Here is a 21,627-nt window from a genome sequence, read left to right on the forward strand (position 1 = left end):
CTGTCAGAGGGCGGCGCTAGGGTTCCGGCCATGGCTGATGTGGTGTTGGTGGCGGGCGCGTGGCTGGGGTCGTGGGCGTGGGACGAGGTGCTGCCGGGCCTACGGGCGGCCGGCCACCGGGCGTGGCCGCTGACCCTCTCCGGTCTCGCCGAGAGGCGGGGCGTGCCCGCCGGGCAGCAGACCCATGTGCAGGACATCGTCGGCGAGATCGAGCGGCGCGAGCTGCGCGACGTGGTGCTGGTCGGGCACAGCTACGCGGGCATTCCGGTGGGTCAGGCCGCCGGGCGGATCGGCGACCGGTTGACCCGGGTGGTCTACGTCGACGCGGAGGTGCCGGTCGACGGCGGGTCGTTCGCGTCCGGCTGGTGGCAGGGCCAGGCGGCGTTCGAGTCGGAGCTCGCCGACAACGATGGCGACTGGGCGCCGCTCGACGCGGCCGGGTTCGACGGCCAGGGGCTCACCGACGAGCAGGTCGCACGGCTGGTCAAGGGCTACACCCCGCACCCGGGGGCCACGCTGGCCGAGCCGGCCGTGCTGGCCCGTCCGTTGGGCGAGCTGCCGACGACGTACGTCAAGTGTCTGCTCGACGGGCCGGAGCCCAACGACACCGTGTCCGCGCTGCTGACCAGCGAGCACTGGCGGCTGGTCACGATGACGACGGGCCACTGGCCGATGTTCTCCCAGCCCGACGAGCTGGCCCGGTTGCTGGTGGAGGAGATCGGCTGACCGGCCCGGGCGACGACGGTCGGGCGAGCCGGCCCGGCAGATCAGGTCACGGGGTCGTCGAGGGTCCTGATGTGGCGTACCGGGGACGCGAGCAGCCACAGGACGGCGAGCATGCCGCCCACTCCGGCGACGACCAGGGTCGGCCGCAGCCCGATGGTGGTGCCCAACGCGCCGCCGACCAGCGCGCCGAGCGGCCGGATGCCGTAGTTGACGGCGCTGTACGCGCCGGCCCGACGACCGCGCGCGTCGTCGGGTGTGACGGCGGTGAGCAGGGCGTTGAGGTTGACGTCCATCAGCATCACGCCGACGCTGGACACCAGCTCGATGGCCGCCAGCATGGCCACCTTCGCCCAGGTGGGGCCGGCGACCAGCGCCGTCAGCGCCAGCGGCGCGGGGAAGACCACCGCGCCGATCATCGCGGTGCGGCCCAGCCCGATGGCCCGCGAGACGCGGGGTGCCAGGGCCGCGCCGGCGAGTCCGCCGAGCGCGCCGATGCCGAATGCGACGCCGATCGCGCCGGCCGACAGGCCGAGTTCACGGTTGGCGTAGAGCACCAGCAGCGCGGTGGCGATGAAGGTGAAGAAGTTGACGGTGCTGGTGCAGCCGAGCGCGGCGCGCAGCACCGGGTGGCGCAGCACCAGCGCGAAGCCCTCGCGGACCAGGCCGAGTGTGGACGTCCGCCGTGGCGGCGGAGGCGACTCGGCGACCGGAATGCGCTGCAGCAGCAGCGCGGAGGCCAGGAAGGACACCGCGTCAACGAGGATCGCCACCGGCGCGCTGAGCGCCTGGACGAGTCCACCGCCGACGGCCGGGCCGGCGATGAACGAGAGGGACCGGCTCACGCTGAGTTTGCTGTTCGCGTCCACGTACGCCGATCGCGGCACGAGGGCGACGAAGAACGCCTGCTGTCCCAGGGCGAACAGCACCGCCCCGGCGCCGGTGAGCAGCGCCACCAGGTAGAGCTGGGTGAGGGTGATCGCCCCGAACAGGTAGGCCGCGGGCAGGCTGAGCAGGACGGCCGCGCGGAGCAGGTCCGCGATGATCAGGAGTCGACGCTTGTGGGTGCGCTGGTCCACCCACGCGCCGAGGAACAGGCCCAGCAGGTTGGGCAGCCAGATCAGCGCGGTGAGGACGCTGACCTGCACGGGCGTCGCGGCGAGCAGGGAGACGGCGATCAGTGGCAGGGCCAGCTCGCTGATCCGGTCGCCGAACGCCGAGATCGCCTGGCCGACCCAGAAGGTGCGGAACCGCCGGTCGCGGGCCAGTGCCGGTGCGGGCGGGGCGTCGACGGCCGTCATGACGTGGACGAATCGTCGTTGGTCTCGGGCAGCAGGTAGCGCAGCATCCGGACGAGCTGGGCGCCGTCCGGCGTCGTCTCGTCGTCCTTGCGCCGCACGTACGGGGCGAGCAGCTCCTCGATCGCCTCTTCCAGGTGCCGCAGCTCGTCCGGTGTGGCGACGAAGCGGGTGTCGGCCACCCCGGCCAGCCCGCGCCACTCGGTGTTCAGCCGCGGCTCGTCGTGTAGCAGCCACCGCTGGGGCGCGTCGGCATAGCGGGCGAACATCTCGCCGCTCAGCTGCCGGGCTGCGGCCTGCCCCTCGGCGTCGTCGGGCAGCGTGAAGCGGAACCCTCGGGCGGCCGCCTGCCACCAGCGCTCCCGCTTGCTGGTACTGCCGTCGGCGTCGGTGACCAGGCCGAACGTCGCGAGGTGGCGCAGGTGCCAGCTGACCACCGAGGGCGTGGCGCCGACGTGCGGCGACAGTCCGGTGGCCGTGGCCGGGCCGTGACGCTGGAGCCGGTCGAGGATGGCCAACCGGACGGGGTGCGCCAGCGCCCGCAGCGCCTGCGGCTCGGTGATCTCGAAATCCCCGTACGGATTCTTGAGAGACATGTTTCGAAAGTAGTCTCTCAGATCCAGCGGAGCAACCCCTGGAGACGCCGAGGGTCGCCTGACCGCCACGGCGATGATCGCGGCGCCCGACCCGTCGAGCCTGCGCGCCTGCTACTACCCCGCCGGCGACCAGCCGGGACGAGAGTGCTTCGGCGACACCGACTGACGGTGCCGCCGCTCAGCTCACCCCAGCCGGGCCAGCGGCTCGACCAGCTCCCGCTCCTCGTAGCTCAGGTGCGACAGCAGGGCGTCGGTCAGCAGGTTCACCGCGGCGCGCAGCTCGGCCAGCCCGTCCGGCGCACCGACGTACGCGACCAGCGCCTTGTCGACGCCCTCCAGCACCTCGTGGATGACGTGGTGCTCCTGCTCCAGCCGGTCGACGACGGGGCGCAGCCGCGGGTCGGCCTGCCGCAGCCGCGGAAAGAGGGCCTGGTCCTCGATGGTGTGGTGGGTGGTGACGATGCGGCAGTAGGACTCGCAGTACGCGCCCAGCGTCCACCGGTTCTGCCGCATGGTCATCGTGTTGATCTGCGAGCGCGCCGCACCGGCGTCGATCTCGCCCGCCGCGACCTGCTCGATCAGGTCGTGGATCTGGGCCAGCTCGCCGCGCAGCCCGTCGTGCACCTGCACCAGGTGCTGGCCGGTGGCCTGCTCGTGGGCGGTGTAGGTGCGCGTCGGGTCGGGCGCGGGCCCGGTGGGACGGGCGGATTCGTCCCAGACCTGCCGGTCGCTGAGCCGCCGGCCGTCGTCCGGGGTCGGCACCACCGCGAAGGCCCCGGCGGTCACCCTCGCGCGGGTCGGCCGCGCGGAGGGCGCGACGAGCGCCGCCGGCGCCGCGGCCACCACCGGTTCGGCGGGAGTACGCGTCGACGTGGCGCCACTGTCGCGTTCGGCCGCGACCAGTTCGCGCACGGCGGGGGCCACCTCGCCAGCGAACCGGCGCAGGTCGTCGGGGTCGTCGCTGGCGAGGATGAACGTGCCGACGCCGTCGTTCAGCGCCACCTCGACCAACTCCCGCACCCACTGCTCGGCGGGCCCGTGCAGCGGGCCGCCCCCGGCCGACGAGAAGGTGCCGGAGATGTTCAGCAGCCGGCGGACGTCGCGGGGCGAGCGGCCCGCCTCCTGCGCGGCATCGTCGATGATCTTGTTGCCCCTGGCCAGGTCACCGGGCTGGAGGTAATCCAGTGACGGCAGCCAGCCGTCGGCCCGGCGACCGGTGAGCGCGAGCATGCGCGGCTTGTACGCCCCGAGCCAGATCGGCACCGGGTGGGCGGGGGCCGGGCCGCGCTTGGCGCCGACCACCCGGTGGAACTCGCCGTCGACCCGCACGCCACCGCGCGCCTGAGCGTCCCACATCTGCCGGATGACGTCGATGCCCTCCTCCAGCGCCCGCACGCCCTGCCCGGGGGTCAGCCGCCGGCCGCCCATCGCCTCGATGGCGTCCCAGAACGCCCCCGCGCCGAGCCCCAGCGCGACCCGACCGCCGCTGAGCAGGTCGAGGCTCGCGACGCTGCGGGCGAGCACGGCGGGCGGGCGCAGCGGCAGGTTGGTGACGTTCGCCGACAGGTGCACCCGGTCCGTCCGCGCCGCGACGAAGCTCAGCAGCGTCCAGGTGTCCAGAAATCGCGGCTGGTACGGATGGTCCTGGAAGGTGACCAGATCCAGCCCGACCTGCTCGGCCAGGACCGCGAGCCCGACCGTGCGGTCCGGATCCTCGTTGCCGGGCGTGGTGAACGAGCCGAAGACCAGGTCGTGGCCGTAGTCGCTCATCGTGCGAGCCTCCCGTCGTCCGCGACGCGTCGGACGATGCGTCGTGGCCGCGACCTTATGCCAGACAGAACATCTGCTGCCAACAAGGTTGGTGGTCCTGCGCTATTGTCGGGGGCATGACGGGTGCCAGCGACCGGCCGGACCGGCCCGATCCCCTCGACGACGATCTGGGCTGGATGCTGGGAATCGTGTTCCGGGGCTACATCCGGGCGGCCGAGCACACCCTGACCGATTTTCCCGGCGGCCCGCGCGGTTATCAGGTGCTCACCGCGGCGGCCACCGGGCCGACCCGCAACCAGGGCGCGATCGCCGAGGAGCTGGGCATCGACCGGACGGTGCTCACGTACCTGATCGACGACCTCGAACGCCCCGGGTTCGTCGCCCGACGGGCGGACCCGGCCGACCGGCGCAGCCGGCTGGTGGACGTCACCGACGCCGGGCGGGCGGCGTGGGAGCAGCGGCGCGAGGCGCTGCGGCAGGTCGAGGCGCACCTGCTGGGGGCGCTCACGCCGACCGAGTCGGCGACCCTGCGCGCACTGCTGCAGCGGGTCGCCTGCTCGACCCAGGCGATCGACCCACTACGCGATCTCTGCCAGGCGGTGGCCGAGGTGCGGCCCGAGCCCGCCCCGCCGAGCCGGCCGGGCGCACCGTCCGAGCGCGGTCGGCCGCGCGCCGCCCGCGCGCGCGGGCGCGGCGACGGCTGATCGGGCGGCCGAGCGGCGAGCGGGGCTCGTGCGTGCGCCGGCCGGGCGGGCTTTCTCGTCCCCGCAGCGCTCCCGGGGCGGTCTCGGGCCGGGCCGCTCCTGCGTGCGAAGCCCGGCAGTGATCTCGCGCCGGCCGCAGCGGCGCGGGCCCGCCGGTCCTCCCCGACCATCGTGTGTCAAGGAGTGCCGGCGGGCCCACCGTGTGGCGGCGGCGTCGCCGCGGCGACGGGTCAGCGCACGTGCACGAACACCGGGTTCGAGTAGAACCACAGGTCGTCCCACGGGCTCTCCAGCCCGTCGGCGAGCGGCTCGGCCTCGTCGGTGCTGGTGCCGCGCACCCGCGCGTAGGTGTCGGCCTCGACGTTGCGCAGGGTGTGCCGGATGACGTAGTCCGCACCCTGGCGACGCCAGTCGCGCGGGCCGAACCGGGCCACCACCTTGGTGGTGGGATTGGTGTCGGCGTCCGGGTTGGCGCTCGGCCCGGTGATCTGGCCGACGATCAGGTCCACCCGACGGACCTCGGGACGGTCCCCGTTGCCGTTCACACCGTCCAGCGGACGGAACTTGATCTCGATCTCGACGTCGGTGCGGCTGCGGCGACTGACCGTGATGGTCTCGCCGACCTCGGCCGTCTGCCGCTGGGATTTGGCGGTCACGTCGAGACTGCGGATCAGGTCGCCGGTGGTCACCCAGATCCGGCCGTTACGCAGGCCGTCCATGATGTCGCCGTAGTCCTGGCGGGCGTACACGTAGGTCTTGCTGTACTCGCCCGGCCAGAAGTCCGAGCCGCCGCGCGTCCAGTGCACGTGCGAGTCCGACGTAGCGGTGATCCACCAGCGCCGGCCCTCACCGAGCAACGAGTCCCAGAGCCCGCCGACCCGCGCGGTCATCTGGTCGAAGCCACCGTAGGTGGGGTGGTTGCCGTACCCGCCGCGCTTGCCGCCGTTGAGCGGGCCGGCCTGGTGGCCGGGCGCGCCCTCGAAGCCGATGTAGACGTCCGGCGCGGCGTTGTTGCCGTTGCGGAACTCCCGCGGGGTGTCCTGACCGTAGACGCCGAGGCCGGGCGCCGAACGGGAGGCGTGGTGGGCGATCACCAGCGGCTTGTGCGGCATGCCCCGGGCGACCTTGAGGAACTCCACCATCTTGGCCTCGGTGTCGCGGGCCGGGTCGGTGGGGAACGCGTCGTACTTGGCGAACCGGCTCTCCAGCTCGAAGAGCTGCTTCGCCTCGTCGTCGTGGCGCGGGATCATCAGCGTGTGGTGGTCCAGCGAGGGCGTGTCGAACTCCATGCCCCAGAACTGGAGCACCTCGGGGACCAGCTTGCGCGAGCGCAACAGGTCCGGGTAGGCCTGCTCGATGTTCACCTTCGAGTGCGTCGGTCCACCGTGGTCGGTGCACATCGCCCAGGTCAGACCAAAGTTCTTGGCCATGATCGCGTTGGTGACGATCGGGTAGACCGCGTCCGCGCCCTTGTGGAAGACGATCGGGCTCTTCGTGGTGTCGAACTCGCCGCTGTACTCGGAGTGCACGTGGTGATCACCAGCGCGCCAGGACCGGTTCTTGGCGTTGCCCCGGTCGCTCGCGTCGTCGCCTGGTCGACGCTCCTCGTCGGCCCACGCCGCGCCCGCGCCCACCAGCGGGCTGGCGGCGGCCAGCGTCGCGCCGACACCGGCGTACTTGACCAGCTTGCGCCGCGACAACTGCGCGCGCTCGACCTCTTCGGCTTGCTTGTCTCTCACGTGAGAGCCTCTCCTCGATCAAGCGAATGCTCTTTCGATCAAGAAGCCTCGAAGAGGTTGGTGAACGCCCGCCGTACGACGGGCAGGTGCACGATGAACACCCTGGCAGAGCCCGCTGAAGGGCGCGGCGAGGCGCGGCGGTGGGTCACGCGCCGACAGCGGGGCGTGCCGCCGGACGGTCGGGGTCAGCCTGGTGCCCAGCGGGGCGCCTCGTCGTCAGATCCGGGCGCGTGGCAGCCAGCCCAGGAAGCGGAGTCGTGCTCGGGGCAGGGGCAGCGTCGGCAGATCCTGGGCGGCGGCCACCAGGCACGACCCGAGATAGACGGCGAGCGCGGCACGCGCCCCGCCGAACTCGGCGAGCAGCTGACTCTGCTTCGTGGCGCAGGGCCATTCGCGGCCACATCCGGTGCAGGTCCAGCTCGGCGGACTGGGCAGGTGTTCGGGCAGCTTGGTCCGCCGGTACCGGCCCACGACGCTGTTGTCCGCACGCACGTCACGTCGCCGGGGCTCGGGGCCCCCGTTGCGGTACGCGGGTGGGCGGGGGGCGGGCAGGTAGCGCCGGACGGTGCCCAGGAGCGCCCCGACGCGGACCAGGGCGTCCGGCCCCACCTGATGGGCCAGCAGCGCCGTGAGCAGGTAGTGCCCCAACAGGTCGAAGGAGTCCCGATTGAGCCGCAGGTCGCGGCACCTGTCGACGAACTCGGGCGTGGTCAGCGGCACGCGGTCGTCGAGCGCACGGCGCAGGACCGTCCGCAGCGCGACGCCGAGGCTCGCCAGCGCGTCACCCTCGCCCAGGCCCAGGCTGTCCTCGTCGGCCACCCGCGCCAGGGCCTCGGCCACCGCCAGCCGAACGACGCGGTCCGGATCGGTACTGTCCAACGCCTCACCTCCGCCTGCTGGCCGGATCTCCGGCAGTGGTCCGGACGCCGCGACGTCCGGAGATCGTGAACAAGATCTCGCTGCCGCCGCCGGAGCGACTAGGACAGCAGGCGCAGGATCGCCGCACGCGATAGCCGAAAAACGAAGCCGACCCGCCAAAACGTCGGATCACCAGCAGTACATTGTCGATTGCCGTATGGCGGGATTCCCATCAATGGATATCCGAATTGTTGGGAATCCTTAACGCTCGGTCCACCTCGACAACGCTCGACCGGTCGCCACCCGTCCCTCCCTTCGACACCCGATGTCCACTGGGATCCTCCTCTGGTCGCCCGATCGTCGGCGACCCCGAGGAGACCGCCGCCACCGCCGAACCACGGTCAGCAACGCGCCGATCATCGGCCGGTGCGACCAGACACGTCCTGACCACACCGCCGGCCCTGGTCCCCACCCGGCGGTTTCCTCCCGGACGGAGACAGCGGATGACGTCACCAGTGCAGACCCGAAAGTTCGACAGCCGCGACCCGGTGGCCATCCACCGATTCCTGGCCAGCACGTACACCCCGGACCTGCGGATCCGCCCCGGCGAGGCCGGATACCACCTCGTCCACCAGCGCGTCGACACCGGGCCGTTCGCCCTCGCCACGACCCGGCAGACCGCTCATCTCGACATCCAGGTGGGCGACATGGACGGGCTGGTCGTCTGCCGCACCCGTACCGCGATGGTCAGCCGCGCCGACGAGGGTTCGGCCCACCGGTTCGGCCCCGGCGACGCCTTTCTCGTCACCCGTCCCGGTCAGCCGGTCCACCTGCGGTGGGAACCCGGCGAGGTGGAACTCTGCGTCCTGGACCTCGGTGTGTTGACGCAGGTGGCGACCGCCGCCACGGCTCGAAGGCCCGGCCAGATCCGCTTCACCAACCTCGGCGGAATCAACGCGCCGCTCGCCCGGCAGTGGCACCGAACCACCAGTTACGTCAGGGACGTCGTGGCGAGCATCCCGAGCGCCAGCGCCCAGCCGTTGGTGATCGGCAACGCCGCGCGGATGCTCGCCGCGGCGGCGCTCGCGATCTTCCCCAACACGGCGTTCACCGACGAGACCACCGAGGACCGCCGCGACGCCAGCAGCGCCGCCGACATCGCCAGCGCCGCCGCCGTCTCGGCACCACCCCGATGGCGTACCTGCGCAGGACCCGCCTCGACCGGGCCCACCACGACCTGGTCCGGGCCGACCCCCGGCAGGAGACCGTCTCAACCATCGCGAGTCGCTGGGGGTTCGCCAATCACAGCCGGTTCACCGCCCGGTACCACGCCAGCTACGGCGTGCCGCCCCGCGAGACGCTCCGCGCCTGAGCCACGCTCCCCGGTGCGCGCCCCGTGATGCTGCCCCGCAGGACACCGACTAGGCCGGCGCCTCGTTCAGCGCAGAGCACGGGCGAGGCGGCGGACCGCCTCGTCCATCAGCTCGGGCGCCGCGGCGGCGTAGGTGAGGCGCAGGTGCGGCGCCGAGGGTTCGGCGGCGTACCAGGGGCGACCTGGAAAGACGATGACGCCCTCGGCGGCAGCTGCGGCGGCCAGCGCCACGTCGTCGGTGCCGCCGGGCAGGCGGACCCACAGGTGCAGGCCACCGCGCGGGATCGGCTGCGGGCAGAGGTCGGGAAGGTGCCGTCGCAGCGCGGCCACCAACGCCGCACGCCGGGTCCGCAGCGCCGTGGCCAGAGCCCGTCGGTGCCGCGGCCACGCCGGGGAGGTGAGGAACTCCAGCGCCGCCTGTTGCAGGGGGCCGGCGACGTAGAAGTCGTCGAGCAGCCGGGCCGCGCGCAGTCGGGCGCCGGCTGGTCCGCGTGCCCCGATCGCCGCGACGCGCAGCCCGGGCGCTGTCGACTTGGTCAACGAGCGCAGATAGATGACGTGCCCGTCCGGGTCGTCGGCGGCCAGCGGCGGCTGGGCCGGACCGTCGATGGTGAGGTCGCGGGCGTAATCGTCCTCGATCAGGAACGCCCCGGCGTCGCGTACCGCGTCGGCGACCTGCGGCCGGCGGTGACCCGCCAGTGTCGCGCCGTGCGGGTTGGCGTGCAGCGGCTGGCAGTAGAAGAGCCGCGCGCCGGTGCGGGCGAACGCGGCGGCGAGGTGGTCGGGACGGACCCCGTCGGCGTCCGCCGGCACGGGCACCACTCGGAGTCCGGCGGCCCGGGCCACGGCCAGCGCGCCCAGGTAGGTCGGGGACTCGACGAGCAGGGCGTCGCCGGGGGCGGCGAGCGCCCGCAACGCCGAGGACAGCGCGGCCTGCCCACCGGGGCAGATCACCATGTCCTCGGCCCGCAGCCCGGACCCGGCCTCGCGGGCGAACCAGGCGCGCAGGTCCTCGCGCCCCTCGACCGGCCCGCGCTGCCAGGTCGCGGGCTGGCGGGCGGCGCGGGTGAGAGCGGCGCCCAACGCGGCGGCGGGTTGCAGCTCCGGGTCCAGATAGCCGCCGGACAACGGAATCGCCCCGGCGCGCGGTAGCACCAGCAGCGCCTGCATCTCGTCCTCACCGGACGGGCGAGGGCCGAGCGCGACTGTCTGCCAGGACAGGTCGGGCACGCGTCGCTCGTCCGGCGGCGCGGCCACGAAGGTGCCCCTGCCAGGCCGCGCGTCGATCAGCCCCTCGGCCACCAACCGCCGGATCGCCTCGGCGACGGTGACCGGAGAGGCCTGGTGTCGGGCGGTCAGCTCACGTACGGAGGGCAGGCGGGCACCGGGGCCGGCGGCAGCCGCGAGCCCGCGCAGATCTTGGATAACGCGGTGGGCTGCGTTACCTTCTTCCATGAAGGATAAGAATAGCGCTACTCCCGCCAGCGCGGTAACAGCGGGTCGAGCCGGCGGCCTCACCCTCGGCGCGCTGGGCGTGCTCGGGTTCAGCCTCTCGCTGCCCGCGACCCGCGTCGCCGTTCAGCAGCACCTCGACCCCTGGTTCGTCGCATTCGGCCGAGCGGTCGGCGCGGGGCTGCTGGCCTGGGCGTACCTGCGCCTCACCCGCGCACCCCGGCCCTCGGGCGGTCAGTGGCGGCGGCTGGCGATCGTCGCCCTCGGCGTCGTCGTGGGCTTTCCGTTGTTCACCTCGCTGGCGCTTCGCACCCAGACCTCCGCGCACGGCGCGGTCGTCATCGCCGTACTGCCCGCGATGACGGCCGTGTTCGCGGTGCTGCGCGCCGGTGAACGCCCGCCGCCGCTGTTCTGGGTCGCCAGCACCGGCGGCCTGCTGGCGGTGCTCGCCTTCCTCGGCGTCGGTGGCGCGGTACCCGGCACGCTCACCCTGCCCGACCTGTTCCTGCTCACCGCGGTCGTGCTCTGCGGCCTGGGCTACGCCGAGGGCGGCGCGCTCGCCCGCGAGCTGGGCGGCGCACGGACGATCTGCTGGGCGTTGCTGCTCGCGCTGCCCGTCACCGTGCCGGTCACCCTCGTCGCCGCCGTCGCCGACCGGCCGCACGCCGACGCCCTCGGCTGGTCGGCGTTCGGCTACCTCACCGTCGTCTCGATGCTCCTGGGCTTCTTCGCCTGGTACGCGGGCCTGGCCCGGGGCGGCATCGCGCAGGTCGGCCAGGTCCAGCTCGCACAGCCGGTGCTCACCCTGGGGTGGTCGGCACTACTGCTCGGCGAGAGCGTCACACCCGCCTCGGTCGCGGCGGCGGTGGTGGTGCTGGTGTGCGTCGTGTTGATCCAGCGCACCAGGCGACCGGCGCTCGCCGCGCGACGGGCGCGGCTGGGCAGGCCCTAGCCGTGCTCGCGCTCGCGGGCGGTCCGCACCTCGGGCACCGACGCCTCCAGCAGGTCCGCGAGGCCGCGCAACTGATCGGCGACCCGGCGCCGAGCGGGGTCAGCGAGTATTCGACCCGCTGCGGGATCGCGGTGAGCACCTCGCGGGTGAGCATGCCGTCGCATTCGAGAGTCTGCAGCATCCTGAAGGCCGACACGACCACGAACCCGCTCGCACCGGAGCACAAGGCCACCGAGGAGGTCCTGGCCGCGTCGGGCCTGCCGTACACGGTGCTGCGCAACGGCTGGTACACCGAGAACTACACCGATCAGCTGCCGCAGTACCTGCAGAGCGGCACCATCCCCGGCGCCACCGGCGGCAGCACGATCTCCGCCGCGCCCCGGACCGACTACGCGGCCGCCGCCGCGGCGGCGCTGACCGGGGACGAGGAGGGCGACGCCGTCTACGAGTTGGGCGGCGCCGCGTTCACCTTCGACGAGCTGGCCGACGCCGTCACCGAGGTGACCGGCACCACGGTCGTCCACCGCGACCTGTCGGCCGCGGAACTGGCCTCGGCGCTGGAGAACGTCGGGCTGGACGCCGGCACCGCCGGCTTCGTCACCGCCCTCGACCACTCGATCGCCATCGGCGAGCTGGCCACCGACAGCGACGACCTCAGCCGGCTGATCGGGCGGCCGAGCACCCCGCTGCGCGACGCCATCCGGGCCGCGCGGGCCTGAGGGTCCCGGTCCGTCGATCGGGCGGGTGGCGGGTGTACACCCCGTCGCCCGCCCGCACGGCCGGCGAAACGGGACCAGTCGAGGCCCCCTCGGGAACGCCCTGCCATCCTTGGTCTTGGCTAGGGTGGTGGCATGCCTCCGCGCCGCCGCCACGACGACCGGAGGTGGGCCCGCGCGCCGGACCCTGCGCGCGCCAACGGATCGGCCGCCGAATGAGCGGATCGCCCGCGCCCGCGCAGCGACGCGCACCGTCCACACCCGGGCGTAGCCGGCCCGCGCTGGTCGACGCCTGCGCACGGCTCGCCCGGTCCCGCCCCTTCGAGATCGGCATCGTCGTCGTCATCCTCGCCAACGGGATCGTCCTCGGGCTGGAGACGTACGACGGTCTGGTCCCCGCGACGCGGGCGATGCACGGGCTGGAGGCGCTCTTCCGCGCGGTCTTCTTCGTCGAGATCGGCATCCGGCTGGCGGCCTACGGTCGACGTCCGCAGGACTTCTTCCGGTACGGCTGGAACGTCTTCGACCTGGTCGTGATCGCGGCCATCTTCGTTCCGGGCCTGCACGGCGACTCGGCGCTGCTGCGCGTGGTGCGGGTCGCCCGGATGGTCCGGCTGGTGCGGTTCTCGCCGGGCCTGCGGACCATCGTGTCCGCGCTGTGGCGCAGCCTGCCCGGCGTCGGCGGGTTCCTCGCCCTGGCCGTGGTGACGCTCTACGTGTACGGGATGGCCGGCTGGCTGATCTTCGGCGACAGGTACCCGGACGAGTACGGCGACATCGGCCGCTCGCTGCTGACACTGTTCGTGCTGCTCTCGTTGGAGACACTGCCGGACCTCATCGAGCAGGGCCTGGCCATCTCGCCGTGGACGCTGCTGTACTACGTCAGCTATGTGGTGATCACCGTCAACCTGCTGCTCAACATCCTCATCGCGGTCATCGTCAACTCGATGGAGGAGGCTCGCCGTCTGGAGATGACCGAGCGGTTGGCCCCCGGCTACGACGAGGACGGCGACGGCGTACCCGACGAGGTGGACCGCATCGCGCTCACCCAGCGGCTGGACGACCTGCGGGCGGTCATCGCCGAGTTGGAACGGGAGTTGCGGATCGACCGGGACGACGCGCACGGCCGACCGCACCGGGAGGACATCCGCTCCAATCGGTGATCCGACGTCGGCACTCAGTGACACCATGATCGGCTAGTCTCGATGCCCGGCCCAGGGTCCGACTGAAGGGGCATCTCCATGACGGCCAGCGTCGACAATGTCCAGTCCCGCACCGACGTCCTGACCACTCTCGGCACCGTGATCGACGATGTGGTCCGCCCGCGGGCGGAGGCCGTCGACCGGGACGGCATCTTTCCCCGCGAGGGCGTCGACGCCCTCGCCACGGCGGGCCTGCTCGGCCTGGCCTCCTCGCCCGAGGTCGGTGGCGGCGGCCAGGGCATGCGCGCGGTCGCCGACGTCATCGAACGGCTGGCCGCCGAGTGCGGGTCCACGGCGATGGTGGTTCTGATGCACTACGCGGCGACCGCCGTCATCGAGGCGCACGGCCCGCACGAGGTTCGCACGGCCATTGCCGCCGGCCGTCACCTGACCACGTTGGCGTTCTCCGAGTTCGGTTCCCGCAGCCACTTCTGGTCGCCCACCGGCTCGGCGACGGCGTCCGGCGACGACGCGGTGCGACTCGACGCCCGCAAGAGTTGGGTCACCTCGGCGGACGAGGCCGACAGCTACGTCTGGTCGAGTCTCGCGCTGGCGTCGGGGGCCGGGCCGATGACGCTGTGGCTTGTTCCGGCCGACAGCGCCGGGCTCCGCGTCGCCGGTGACTTCGACGGGCTGGGCCTTCGCGGCAACGGCTCCCGGCCGATGACGGCCGAAGGCGTGGTGGTTCCCGCCGACGCGATGCTGGGCACCGACGGCACCGGCCTGGACACTGCGCTCGGCGCCGTCCTCCCCTGGTTCCTGGTGCTCAACTCGGCGTTCTGTCTCGGCCTCGCCGACAGCGCGGTCGCCGAGGCGGCCCGGCACCTCACCGGCACCACGCTCACGCACACCGGCGCGGCGCTTCGCGACGCGCCCGTCGCCCGACGCGACTTCGCCCAGTTGAAGATCCGCACCGACGCCCTGCGCGCCTTCCTCGGTGACACCCTCACCGCGGTGGAGACCGGCCGCGACGACGCGACGCTGCGCGTGTTGCAGGTCAAGGCCCTGGCGGGCGAGACGGTCGCGGACGTCACTGACGGCGCGATGCGACTCTGCGGTGGCAGCGCCTTTCGCAAGGAGTTGGGCCTGGAGCGCCGATTCCGCGACTCGCGGGCCGCCCGGGTGATGGCACCGACCACTGACGCTCTGCACGACTTCGTGGGCCGCGTCGCCACCGGCCTGCCACTGCTCGACGAGGTCAACCGCTGATGCCGGCGCCATCGGTCCTGATGGGCGCGGTCGCGTACGACCCCAAGGTCGTCACCATCTGGGAGGGCTTTCGCGGCTGGTTGCGCGGTCGCGGCTTGGATTTCGACTTCGTCCTCTACTCGCACTACGAGCGACAGGTCGAGGACCTTGTCGCCGGCCGCATCGACGCCGCCTGGAACTCCCCGCTCGCGTGGCTGCGGGCCGACCGGTTGGCGACGGCCAAGGGCGGCTCCGTGCGCGCGCTCACGATGCGCGACACCGACCGGGACCTCACCTCGGTCGTGGTGGTGCGCGCCGACTCGCCGGTGCACCGGGTCGAGGATCTCGCCGGGAGGGTGGTGGCCACCGGCGCGGTGGACAGTCCGCAGGCCACGCTGATCCCGCTCGGCCATCTCGCCGCGGCCGGAGTCCGGGTCGACGTGCGCCGGTTCGACGTCGGCGTCGGGCTGCACGGTGACCACGTCGGAGGCGAACGTGACGCCGCCCGCGCCCTGGCGGCCGGGCAGGTCGACGCCGCCTGCATGATCGACGCCAACCACCTGATGTTCGTGCAGGAGGGCACGCTGCCACCCGAGGGCACCCGGATCGTCGCGCAGACCGGGCGGTACGACCACTGCAACATGACGGTGCGCGAGCCGGCGTCCGACGGGGTCCGGCTCTTCGGCACCCTGCTGCGCGGCATGTCGTACGCCGATCCGCAGGTCCGCCCGCTGCTCGACCTGGAGGGCCTGACGGCCTGGCAGGACGGCCGTACGACGGGGTATGACGCCCTCGCCGAGGCGGTCGACGCCAGCGGGTTCTACGCCGCCGACGGGCGGGTGACCGCCGCGGACTATCGGCCGTGACCGCCGACGTCGAGATCGATCTCGGCGGCCTCGGCTTCGGCCGTGGCGCGCACCTGTTGGTGCAGCGCGCCCTGGCCGGGTTGCCGCCCGGCGCCCGGGTGGCGGTCTCCGGCACCGATGCGGCGTTGGGCGTGCACCTGCCGGCGTGGTGCCGAAGCCGGGGTCACCGGGTCGAATGGCCCGATCCGGCGGACCGGAGTCGCCTGGTGGCGGTCGTCGTCCGGGGTGCCGCCGACGACGACCGGTGGTTCGGCGCGGAGCGGGCCGGGCCTGCCCTGCCGTCGGCGCTGAGCAGTCGTCCACCGCCACGCTGGGGCCTCGGTGCCCGTGGCGCGCTGCTGGAGGCCGGCGGGCCCGAGGCCCGCTTCGACCTGGACGACCGCGATCTGGTGTGGGCTGACATCGCCCCCGCGCTGTACGCGCAGGCCGCCGCACGGCAGTGGGACCCGCAGACGGCGGTGCCGTGGGACGACACGTTCGCGCTGCCGGCGGATGTCGAGGCCGCGGTGGTGCAGATCATGACCTACCTGGTCGAGAACGAGCAGGCGGCTCTCGTCGTACCGGCCCGGTTCATCGGTCGCATCCACCCGCACTTTCGGGAGGTGATGCAGCTCCTCGCGGTGCAGGTGGCCGACGAGGCCCGGCACATGGAGGTCTTCAGCCGGCGGGCGCTGCTGCGCGGGGTGGAGTTGGGCACGTCCTCGGCGGGTGGCCGGCAGTCGCTCTTCACGCTCGTCGCCGAGTCTGATTTCGCTCTGGCGTCGTTCCTGCTCTCCGTGCTCGGCGAGGGCAGCTTCGTCGACCTGCTGGGGTTCCTGGTGCGGCACGCTCCCGATCCGGTGACCCGCCGGATCTGCTGGTTGGCGATGCAGGACGAGCGCCGGCACGTGGTGTTCGGCATGGCCCATCTGGAGCACCAGGCGACGGTCGACCCGCTGCTGCGGGACCGCCTCCGTGCCGCGATCCACCGTCGTCACGACGCGTTGGCCGACACCGCGGGCCTGAACGCGGACGTCTTCGACGCGCTGGTGGTGCTCGCGGCGGGCGGGTGGGACCCCGATGACGTGGCCGCCGGCTTCGACCACGTGCGTGCTCTGCAACAGGCGATGGACCAGGGCCGCCAGCGCCGCCTCGTCCGGCTGGGTTTCCGGCCGGACGAGGCGGCCGCGCTCTCCGCCCTGCACACCCGTAACTTCATGTAGACCCCGGCGCACGGCACCAGGCGTAGCGTGGAACCGCCATGGACACCGAATCCCGCGCTCTTCGGGCGGATCTCCTGCGGCGACGCGACGAGACCGCCGCGGAGGCCGCCGCGCTGGAGGGCGACCTGCGGAGTCTGTTCGAGGCGTCCCGGTCGTCGAACGCCGACGACGAGCACGACCCCGAGGGCAGCACGATCGCGTTCGAACGGGCACAGCTCAGCGCGGTCCTGGACGCGACACGTCGACGCCTGGCCGAGCTGGACGAGGCGGTGAACCGCGTCGACGACGGCAGCTACGGCATCTGCGAACGATGCCTGCGCCCGATTCCCGCCGAGCGGCTCGCCGTCCGCCCGTCGGCGCGTACCTGCGTGGCCTGCGCCAGCCGACGGTGACGGTGACGGCGTCCGCGGGCCCGGGGGCCGGCGGACGCCGCCGCCACGGGGACGTCAGCTGGCGCAGCAGCCGCCGGCCTGGCCACGGCGTCTCACATAGATGTGATGTATCGCCTCAACCGCACCGGTGCGGCCTCGGACAGCCGACGTCGGCCATCGCGGTGAACATCTAATCTTCATCGCGCCCCGCCGATGTTCGCGGCACCACCCGGCTTCGGCCGGGACGGTGCCGGCCGAACCGGTCCGCAGCCCGGTGGAGCAGGTCGATCGCCCTGCGGGAGGGTCGGCAAGCAGCGCCGGTGTCACCCGACACCCGTCGCGGCTTCGACGCGTCGGTTCGTCCGACGGGCCGGGCGGACGCCCCGGCGGGCGAGCAACGGACGCGGTCACCGAAGGCCACCCACGAGCATAAAACATTGGATCTATATTGGCACAGGTCGATCGATGTCGTTGACGCACCCGATCGAGCCTCCGTATACTCCAAATGATCATCAGATCTTTAGCTTAGTCGGGCGAGGAGCGCATGCCGCAGATCACTGGCGTCACCGTCGAGGACGTCCGCTTCCCCACCTCGCTGACCGCTGACGGGTCCGACGCCATGAACAAGGACGGCGACTACTCGGCGGCCTACGTCATCCTGCACACCGACGGCGTCGACAGCGCCGGCGTGCCGCTGGCCGGTCACGGCCTCACCTTCACCATCGGCCGGGGCAACGACATCGTCGTCGCGGCGGCGGTGCACCAGGCCCACCGCCTGGTGGGCATGGACGTGACGACGATGGCCGCCGACATGGGGGCCGTCTACCGCCTGCTCACCTCCGACTCCCAGCTGCGCTGGCTCGGGCCGGAGAAGGGCGTCATCCACCTGTCGTTGGCGGCCGTGCTGAACGCGGCCTGGGATCTTGCCGCGCGACTCGCGGACAAGCCGCTGTGGCGGCTGCTCACCGACATGTCCCCCGAGCAACTCGTCGACATCGCGGACCTGCGCTACCTGTCCGACGCGCTGACCCGCGACGAGGCGCTGGCCATCCTGCGCGGCAAGCAGAGCACGAAGGCCGACCGTCTGGCCGAGCTGGGGCGCACCGGCTACCCGGCCTACACCACCTCGGCGGGCTGGCTCGGCTACGGCGACGACAAGCTGCGCCGGCTGTGCCAGGAGGCCGTCGACTCCGGCTACGGCTACGTCAAGCTCAAGGTCGGCGCCGACCTTGAGGACGACATCCGGCGGTGCCAAATCGCCCGGGAAATCCTCGGCCCGGACCGCAACCTGATGATCGACGCCAACCAGGTGTGGGACGTCGACCAGGCCATCGAGTGGGTCAAGGCCCTCGCCCAGTTCTCACCACTGTGGATCGAGGAACCGACCAGCCCGGACGACATCCTGGGCCACGCGGCCGTACGCCGTGCCGTCGCTCCCGTCGGCGTCGCCACCGGCGAGCACTGCCACAACCGGGTGATGTTCAAGCAGCTGTTCCAGGCCGAGGCCATCGACTTCTGCCAGCTGGACACCGGCCGGCTGGCCAGCGTCAACGAGATCGTCGCCGTGCTGCTGCTCGCCGCGAAGTTCGACGTCCCGGTGTGCCCGCACGCCGGCGGTGTCGGGCTCTGTGAGATGGTGCAACACGTGTCGGTGCTCGACTACGTCGCGATCTCGGGGGATCTCACCGGCCGTGTGACCGAGTTCGTCGACCACCTGCACGAGCACTTCACCGACCCGTGCGTCGTCCGGGACACCGGCTGGGGCAGCGGTTACGTGCTGCCCAACACACCCGGCTACTCCACCCGGATGCACCCAGAGTCGATCGCGCGGTACCGGTTCCCGGACGGCCTCTACTGGGCCACGGCAGACCCGGCTACGGTGTCATCTCCGGAGCCGTACGTGATCGCGGGTGGGACGGCCACCCCCGCCGGCCGCTAGGAGGTGTCATGTCCCGCACCGACGAAGTGGTGAACGGCATCAAGCGGATGATCCTCGAAGGGACGTTCAAGCCCGGGGATCGACTGCCCATCGAGAAGGATCTCGCCGAGTCCCTCGGCGTCTCACGGGGATCGCTGCGCGAGGGGATGTCGGCGCTGTCGATCCTCGGCATCGTCAACATCCGCCAGGGCGACGGCACGTACGTCACCAACCTCGACGCGCCGCAGCTGCTCGCCCCGATGGGCTTCGTCGTCGACTTCCAGGGCCAGGGCGACGGGCGGCACATCCACACCGTCCGCCGCCTGCTGGAGTGCGAGGCCGCCCGGTTGGCGGCGACCAGGATCACCGACGAGGCCCTCGCCCAGGCCGGGGAACTGCTCGACGAGGCGGCCCGGATCGCCGGTCGGTCGCCGCAGGACCACGAGCGGATCATGGAAATCGACATCGCTTTCCACCGGATCATCGCCGCGCACGCCGACAACCCCGTGCTCATCGGCCTGATCGAGGCGTTCGCCGGGCGCACCCTGCGCGGGCGGCTCTGGCGGAGCCTGCACGAGGAGGGCGCGGACCGGCGTACCCACGATGAGCACGTGGCGATCCTGAAGGCCCTGCGGGCGCGCGACCCGGAGCGGGCCCGCACCCGGATGGCCAACCACCTGATCGGTGTGGAGGAGTCGCTACAGGGGTTGCCCGACGAGAGCGAGACGGGCGTCGACGCGCAGGCGCAGTGATCGCCCGCCCGCTCCGCGCGCCAACGGGACCGAGGCCGGTCCCCCGCGCTCGGTCACGGGCGGGCGAGGGCCGTCACCGCTCGTCCCGCTCCGCGCCGGTGCTGCCGGTCATCGCCGCGACCAGGTCGTCGGTGGTGACCTCGTCGGCACGCAGCCGGGCCGCCCGTCGGCCCAGGCGCAGCACCTCCACCCGGTCGGCGATCTCGAGCACCTGCGGCATGTTGTGGCTGACCAGCACCACGGACATGCCAGCGTCACGGGCCCGGCGGACGACGTCGAGCACCCGCCCGGTCTGCACGACGCCCAGCGCCGCGGTCGGCTCGTCGAGGATGACCACGTTCGTCGCCCAGATGATCGCCCGCGCCACCGCCACGCACTGCCGCTGCCCACCGGACAACATCGCGATCGGCGTGGTGACCCGGGGTATCCGCACGCCCAGCTCGGCGAGGGCCGCGGCGGCCCCCTGCCGCATGGCGCGCTTGTCGAGCAGCCCCAGCCGGCCGAGCGGCCCGGAGCGCAGGATCTCCCGCCCGAGGTAGAGGTTGGCCGCGACGCTGAGATCGTCGGCGACCGCGAGATCCTGGTAGACGGTCTCCACCCCCGCGCGCCGGGCGTCCACCGGCGTCGCGAAGTGCACGGGACGGCCACCCACCCGGATCTCACCCTCGTCGGGAGGGTGCACACCGGACAGCGTCTTGATCAACGTGCTCTTTCCGGCGCCGTTGTCGCCGATGAGGGCGACGACCTCGCCCTTGTGGACGGTGAAGTCCGCGCCGCGCAGCGCCTCGACGTGACCGAACCGCTTGACGATGCCACGGGCTTCGAGGACCGGCGGTTCGTCGGCGGCCGGCTGGTCGGTCTCGACGCTTGTCGTTGGGGCCGCGTCCATCACTGCACCGGAGGGTTGGCGCAGCTGGGCTCGAGCACCGCCTTGATCTCCGCCGAGTCGATGTTCTTCTTGGTGACGAACGTGACGCCGGTGTCCGCGGACGCCAGCGGCGCCTTGTCCCGAAGGTGCTTGACCATCTTGTCGACGCCGAAGTAGCCCATCTTGAACGGGTTCTGCACGACCAGCGCCGAGATCTGGCCGCTGCGCAGTCCGGCGATCTCGTCGGGGGCGGCGTCCCAACCGATGATGACCACCTTGCCGGACTTGCCGGCCGCCTTGATGGCCTGCGCGGCGCCGAGCACGCTCGGCTCGTTGGCCGCGAAGATGCCGGCGAGGTTGGGGTTCGCGGTGAGGATGTTCTCGGTCACCCGCCGCGCCTCGTTGACGTCACTGCGGCTGGGCTGCTGCCCGACCAGCTTGAGGTTGGGGAACTGCGCGAGGCCGGCCTTGAAGCCGTCGACCCGCTCGGTGTTGGTCTGCGAGCCGGGTTGGAACTCCACCAGCGCCACGTCGTGGTTGCCGGGGCCCAGTTCGGTGGCGAGCAGCTTGGCCGCCTCGACGGCCGACGCCTTGTTGTCGGTGGCGAAGAGCGGCACGCTCGACGGCTGCGGACTGGTCCCCGAGTCGATCATCGCGACCGGGATGTCGGCGCCGAGTGCCTGGTCGGTGGCCGGCGCCAACGCGCGGGAGTCGGTGGCCGCGTAGACGATGCCGTCGACCTTCTTGGTGACGAAGTTCTGGATCAGGTTGACCTGACCCTCGACGTCCGTCTCGGTCGTCACCCCGTCCCACTGGACCGTGACGTCACCGGCGCGCTGCGCGGCGCACTCGGCGCCCGCCTTCACCGTGTTCCAGTAGTCGGCCCCGACCGCCTTCGGCACGACGGCGAGCTTCAGCGGCCCGGCCGCGTCCTTGGTCGCGCCGTCACCTCCGTCGCGGACCTCGACTCCGCCGCAGGCGCTGAGCAGGGCGGTCGCCGCGGCGACGGCGACGATGACCTGTGCGCGCAGGAGACGCCCTCGTGGCCGTCGGCTGGTGGTGGTGTGTGACATGGTGTGC

The 21,627-nt window shown here is 72.4% G+C and carries 23 protein-coding genes; 12 read left to right on the top strand and 11 right to left on the bottom strand.

Annotated features, from left to right (window positions below):
* Nucleotides 1-30 precede the first annotated feature (30 nt).
* Nucleotides 31-726 (top strand): alpha/beta fold hydrolase, encoded by a 696-nt coding sequence (locus OG505_RS12500; RefSeq protein WP_405433333.1) that lies wholly within the window; start codon nt 31-33, stop codon nt 724-726.
* Nucleotides 727-767: 41 nt separating this feature from the next.
* Here OG505_RS12500 and OG505_RS12505 read toward each other — a convergent pair whose 3' ends face one another.
* The 3 genes from OG505_RS12505 to OG505_RS12515 all read right to left on the bottom strand — a co-directional run bounded on the left by OG505_RS12505 (nt 768) and on the right by OG505_RS12515 (nt 4,387).
* Complete coding sequence (locus OG505_RS12505; RefSeq protein ID WP_405433335.1) at nt 768-2,024, bottom strand: MFS transporter; 1,257 nt, start codon at nt 2,022-2,024, stop codon at nt 768-770.
* Nucleotides 2,021-2,617, bottom strand: coding sequence for an ArsR/SmtB family transcription factor (locus tag OG505_RS12510; RefSeq protein ID WP_405433337.1), 597 nt, complete (start codon nt 2,615-2,617; stop codon nt 2,021-2,023). Before OG505_RS12510 ends, OG505_RS12505 begins: the two co-directional genes overlap by 4 nt.
* 183 nt (nt 2,618-2,800) lie before the next feature.
* Nucleotides 2,801-4,387, bottom strand: coding sequence for an LLM class flavin-dependent oxidoreductase (locus tag OG505_RS12515; protein WP_405433338.1), 1,587 nt, complete (start codon nt 4,385-4,387; stop codon nt 2,801-2,803).
* A 116-nt stretch (nt 4,388-4,503) separates the two neighbouring features.
* Here OG505_RS12515 and OG505_RS12520 point away from each other — a divergent pair, with 116 nt between their 5' ends.
* Nucleotides 4,504-5,091, top strand: a complete 588-nt coding sequence (locus OG505_RS12520; protein WP_405433340.1) for a MarR family winged helix-turn-helix transcriptional regulator — start codon at nt 4,504-4,506, stop codon at nt 5,089-5,091.
* Nucleotides 5,092-5,321: 230 nt separating this feature from the next.
* On the opposite strand, the gene OG505_RS12525 is transcribed toward OG505_RS12520, so the two are convergent.
* The 4 genes from OG505_RS12525 to OG505_RS12540 all read right to left on the bottom strand — a co-directional run bounded on the left by OG505_RS12525 (nt 5,322) and on the right by OG505_RS12540 (nt 8,847).
* Nucleotides 5,322-6,830: a phosphoesterase gene (locus OG505_RS12525; RefSeq protein WP_405433341.1), complete on the bottom strand. Its 1,509-nt coding sequence runs from the start codon at nt 6,828-6,830 to the stop codon at nt 5,322-5,324.
* 216 nt (nt 6,831-7,046) lie between these two features.
* Entirely contained in the window at nt 7,047-7,709 is a 663-nt protein-coding gene (locus tag OG505_RS12530) for a hypothetical protein (protein WP_405433342.1), read from the bottom strand.
* Nucleotides 7,710-8,197: 488 nt separating this feature from the next.
* Nucleotides 8,198-8,668 carry a hypothetical protein gene (locus OG505_RS12535; RefSeq protein WP_405433344.1) on the bottom strand — a complete coding sequence of 157 codons (471 nt, stop codon included), beginning with the start codon at nt 8,666-8,668 and terminating at the stop codon, nt 8,198-8,200.
* An 11-nt stretch (nt 8,669-8,679) separates the two neighbouring features.
* A complete protein-coding gene (locus tag OG505_RS12540) occupies nt 8,680-8,847 on the bottom strand; it encodes a hypothetical protein (protein WP_405433346.1) in 168 nt (55 codons plus the stop codon).
* A 33-nt stretch (nt 8,848-8,880) separates the two neighbouring features.
* Between OG505_RS12540 and OG505_RS12545 the strand changes: the two genes are divergently transcribed.
* The gene (locus OG505_RS12545; RefSeq protein ID WP_405433348.1) at nt 8,881-9,060 is read left to right on the top strand and encodes a helix-turn-helix domain-containing protein; all 180 of its coding nucleotides are present in this window, start codon (nt 8,881-8,883) and stop codon (nt 9,058-9,060) included.
* A gap of 66 nt (nt 9,061-9,126) precedes the next feature.
* Here the strand turns inward: OG505_RS12545 and OG505_RS12550 are convergent, their stop codons facing one another.
* Nucleotides 9,127-10,515, bottom strand: coding sequence for a PLP-dependent aminotransferase family protein (locus OG505_RS12550; RefSeq protein ID WP_405433350.1), 1,389 nt, complete (start codon nt 10,513-10,515; stop codon nt 9,127-9,129).
* On the opposite strand from OG505_RS12550, the gene OG505_RS12555 reads away from it, so the two are divergent.
* Entirely contained in the window at nt 10,514-11,464 is a 951-nt protein-coding gene (locus tag OG505_RS12555; RefSeq protein ID WP_405433352.1) for a DMT family transporter, read from the top strand. The genes OG505_RS12550 and OG505_RS12555 overlap by 2 nt on opposite strands.
* Here the strand turns inward: OG505_RS12555 and OG505_RS12560 are convergent.
* Complete coding sequence (locus tag OG505_RS12560) at nt 11,352-11,645, bottom strand: winged helix-turn-helix transcriptional regulator (protein ID WP_405433353.1); 294 nt, start codon at nt 11,643-11,645, stop codon at nt 11,352-11,354. The genes OG505_RS12555 and OG505_RS12560 overlap by 113 nt on opposite strands.
* Between OG505_RS12560 and OG505_RS12565 the strand changes: the two genes are divergently transcribed.
* From OG505_RS12565 to OG505_RS12600, 8 genes are all read left to right on the top strand, one after another.
* Nucleotides 11,617-12,183, top strand: a complete 567-nt coding sequence (locus tag OG505_RS12565) for a hypothetical protein (RefSeq protein WP_405433354.1) — start codon at nt 11,617-11,619, stop codon at nt 12,181-12,183. The two genes, OG505_RS12560 and OG505_RS12565, sit on opposite strands and share 29 nt — an antisense overlap.
* A gap of 212 nt (nt 12,184-12,395) precedes the next feature.
* A complete protein-coding gene (locus tag OG505_RS12570) occupies nt 12,396-13,343 on the top strand; it encodes an ion transporter (protein WP_405433355.1) in 948 nt (315 codons plus the stop codon).
* A gap of 78 nt (nt 13,344-13,421) precedes the next feature.
* Nucleotides 13,422-14,591: an acyl-CoA dehydrogenase family protein gene (locus OG505_RS12575; RefSeq protein WP_405433357.1), complete on the top strand. Its 1,170-nt coding sequence runs from the start codon at nt 13,422-13,424 to the stop codon at nt 14,589-14,591.
* Nucleotides 14,591-15,436 carry a phosphate/phosphite/phosphonate ABC transporter substrate-binding protein gene (locus tag OG505_RS12580; RefSeq protein ID WP_405433359.1) on the top strand — a complete coding sequence of 282 codons (846 nt, stop codon included), beginning with the start codon at nt 14,591-14,593 and terminating at the stop codon, nt 15,434-15,436. The genes OG505_RS12575 and OG505_RS12580 overlap by 1 nt, the downstream gene beginning before the upstream one ends.
* Nucleotides 15,433-16,638, top strand: coding sequence for a ferritin-like domain-containing protein (locus tag OG505_RS12585; RefSeq protein WP_405433360.1), 1,206 nt, complete (start codon nt 15,433-15,435; stop codon nt 16,636-16,638). The genes OG505_RS12580 and OG505_RS12585 overlap by 4 nt, the downstream gene beginning before the upstream one ends.
* A 38-nt stretch (nt 16,639-16,676) precedes the next feature.
* Nucleotides 16,677-17,030 (top strand): TraR/DksA family transcriptional regulator, encoded by a 354-nt coding sequence (locus tag OG505_RS12590; protein WP_405433362.1) that lies wholly within the window; start codon nt 16,677-16,679, stop codon nt 17,028-17,030.
* A gap of 523 nt (nt 17,031-17,553) precedes the next feature.
* Nucleotides 17,554-18,948, top strand: a complete 1,395-nt coding sequence (locus OG505_RS12595; protein ID WP_405433363.1) for an L-fuconate dehydratase — start codon at nt 17,554-17,556, stop codon at nt 18,946-18,948.
* Between the two features lie 8 nt (nt 18,949-18,956).
* Nucleotides 18,957-19,679: a FadR/GntR family transcriptional regulator gene (locus OG505_RS12600; RefSeq protein WP_234583961.1), complete on the top strand. Its 723-nt coding sequence runs from the start codon at nt 18,957-18,959 to the stop codon at nt 19,677-19,679.
* 73 nt (nt 19,680-19,752) lie between these two features.
* Here OG505_RS12600 and OG505_RS12605 read toward each other — a convergent pair whose 3' ends face one another.
* Both OG505_RS12605 and OG505_RS12610 read right to left on the bottom strand, forming a co-directional pair.
* The gene (locus OG505_RS12605; protein WP_405433364.1) at nt 19,753-20,568 is read right to left on the bottom strand and encodes an ATP-binding cassette domain-containing protein; all 816 of its coding nucleotides are present in this window, start codon (nt 20,566-20,568) and stop codon (nt 19,753-19,755) included.
* Nucleotides 20,568-21,620 carry an ABC transporter substrate-binding protein gene (locus tag OG505_RS12610; protein WP_405433366.1) on the bottom strand — a complete coding sequence of 351 codons (1,053 nt, stop codon included), beginning with the start codon at nt 21,618-21,620 and terminating at the stop codon, nt 20,568-20,570. Before OG505_RS12610 ends, OG505_RS12605 begins: the two co-directional genes overlap by 1 nt.
* Nucleotides 21,621-21,627: the final 7 nt, after the last annotated feature.

Origin of the sequence: Micromonospora sp. NBC_00617 (assembly GCF_045161355.1) — a bacterium.
In the GTDB taxonomy this organism is placed as follows: domain Bacteria; phylum Actinomycetota; class Actinomycetes; order Mycobacteriales; family Micromonosporaceae; genus Micromonospora.

What these genes read in the sequence shown, in the direction of transcription:
- OG505_RS12500 (WP_405433333.1), top strand. Translation starts at nt 31, where the DNA reads ATGGCTGATGTGGTGTTGGTGGCGGGCGCGTGGCTGGGGTCGTGGGCG.
- OG505_RS12505 (WP_405433335.1), bottom strand. Translation starts at nt 2,024, where the DNA reads ATGACGGCCGTCGACGCCCCGCCCGCACCGGCACTGGCCCGCGACCGG.
- OG505_RS12510 (WP_405433337.1), bottom strand. Translation starts at nt 2,617, where the DNA reads ATGTCTCTCAAGAATCCGTACGGGGATTTCGAGATCACCGAGCCGCAG.
- OG505_RS12515 (WP_405433338.1), bottom strand. Translation starts at nt 4,387, where the DNA reads ATGAGCGACTACGGCCACGACCTGGTCTTCGGCTCGTTCACCACGCCC.
- OG505_RS12520 (WP_405433340.1), top strand. Translation starts at nt 4,504, where the DNA reads ATGACGGGTGCCAGCGACCGGCCGGACCGGCCCGATCCCCTCGACGAC.
- OG505_RS12540 (WP_405433346.1), bottom strand. Translation starts at nt 8,847, where the DNA reads ATGTCGGCGGCGCTGCTGGCGTCGCGGCGGTCCTCGGTGGTCTCGTCG.
- OG505_RS12545 (WP_405433348.1), top strand. Translation starts at nt 8,881, where the DNA reads ATGGCGTACCTGCGCAGGACCCGCCTCGACCGGGCCCACCACGACCTG.
- OG505_RS12555 (WP_405433352.1), top strand. Translation starts at nt 10,514, where the DNA reads ATGAAGGATAAGAATAGCGCTACTCCCGCCAGCGCGGTAACAGCGGGT.
- OG505_RS12550 (WP_405433350.1), bottom strand. Translation starts at nt 10,515, where the DNA reads ATGGAAGAAGGTAACGCAGCCCACCGCGTTATCCAAGATCTGCGCGGG.
- OG505_RS12565 (WP_405433354.1), top strand. Translation starts at nt 11,617, where the DNA reads ATGCCGTCGCATTCGAGAGTCTGCAGCATCCTGAAGGCCGACACGACC.
- OG505_RS12560 (WP_405433353.1), bottom strand. Translation starts at nt 11,645, where the DNA reads ATGCTGCAGACTCTCGAATGCGACGGCATGCTCACCCGCGAGGTGCTC.
- OG505_RS12570 (WP_405433355.1), top strand. Translation starts at nt 12,396, where the DNA reads ATGAGCGGATCGCCCGCGCCCGCGCAGCGACGCGCACCGTCCACACCC.
- OG505_RS12575 (WP_405433357.1), top strand. Translation starts at nt 13,422, where the DNA reads ATGACGGCCAGCGTCGACAATGTCCAGTCCCGCACCGACGTCCTGACC.
- OG505_RS12580 (WP_405433359.1), top strand. Translation starts at nt 14,591, where the DNA reads ATGCCGGCGCCATCGGTCCTGATGGGCGCGGTCGCGTACGACCCCAAG.
- OG505_RS12590 (WP_405433362.1), top strand. Translation starts at nt 16,677, where the DNA reads ATGGACACCGAATCCCGCGCTCTTCGGGCGGATCTCCTGCGGCGACGC.
- OG505_RS12595 (WP_405433363.1), top strand. Translation starts at nt 17,554, where the DNA reads ATGCCGCAGATCACTGGCGTCACCGTCGAGGACGTCCGCTTCCCCACC.
- OG505_RS12600 (WP_234583961.1), top strand. Translation starts at nt 18,957, where the DNA reads ATGTCCCGCACCGACGAAGTGGTGAACGGCATCAAGCGGATGATCCTC.
- OG505_RS12605 (WP_405433364.1), bottom strand. Translation starts at nt 20,568, where the DNA reads ATGGACGCGGCCCCAACGACAAGCGTCGAGACCGACCAGCCGGCCGCC.
- OG505_RS12610 (WP_405433366.1), bottom strand. Translation starts at nt 21,620, where the DNA reads ATGTCACACACCACCACCAGCCGACGGCCACGAGGGCGTCTCCTGCGC.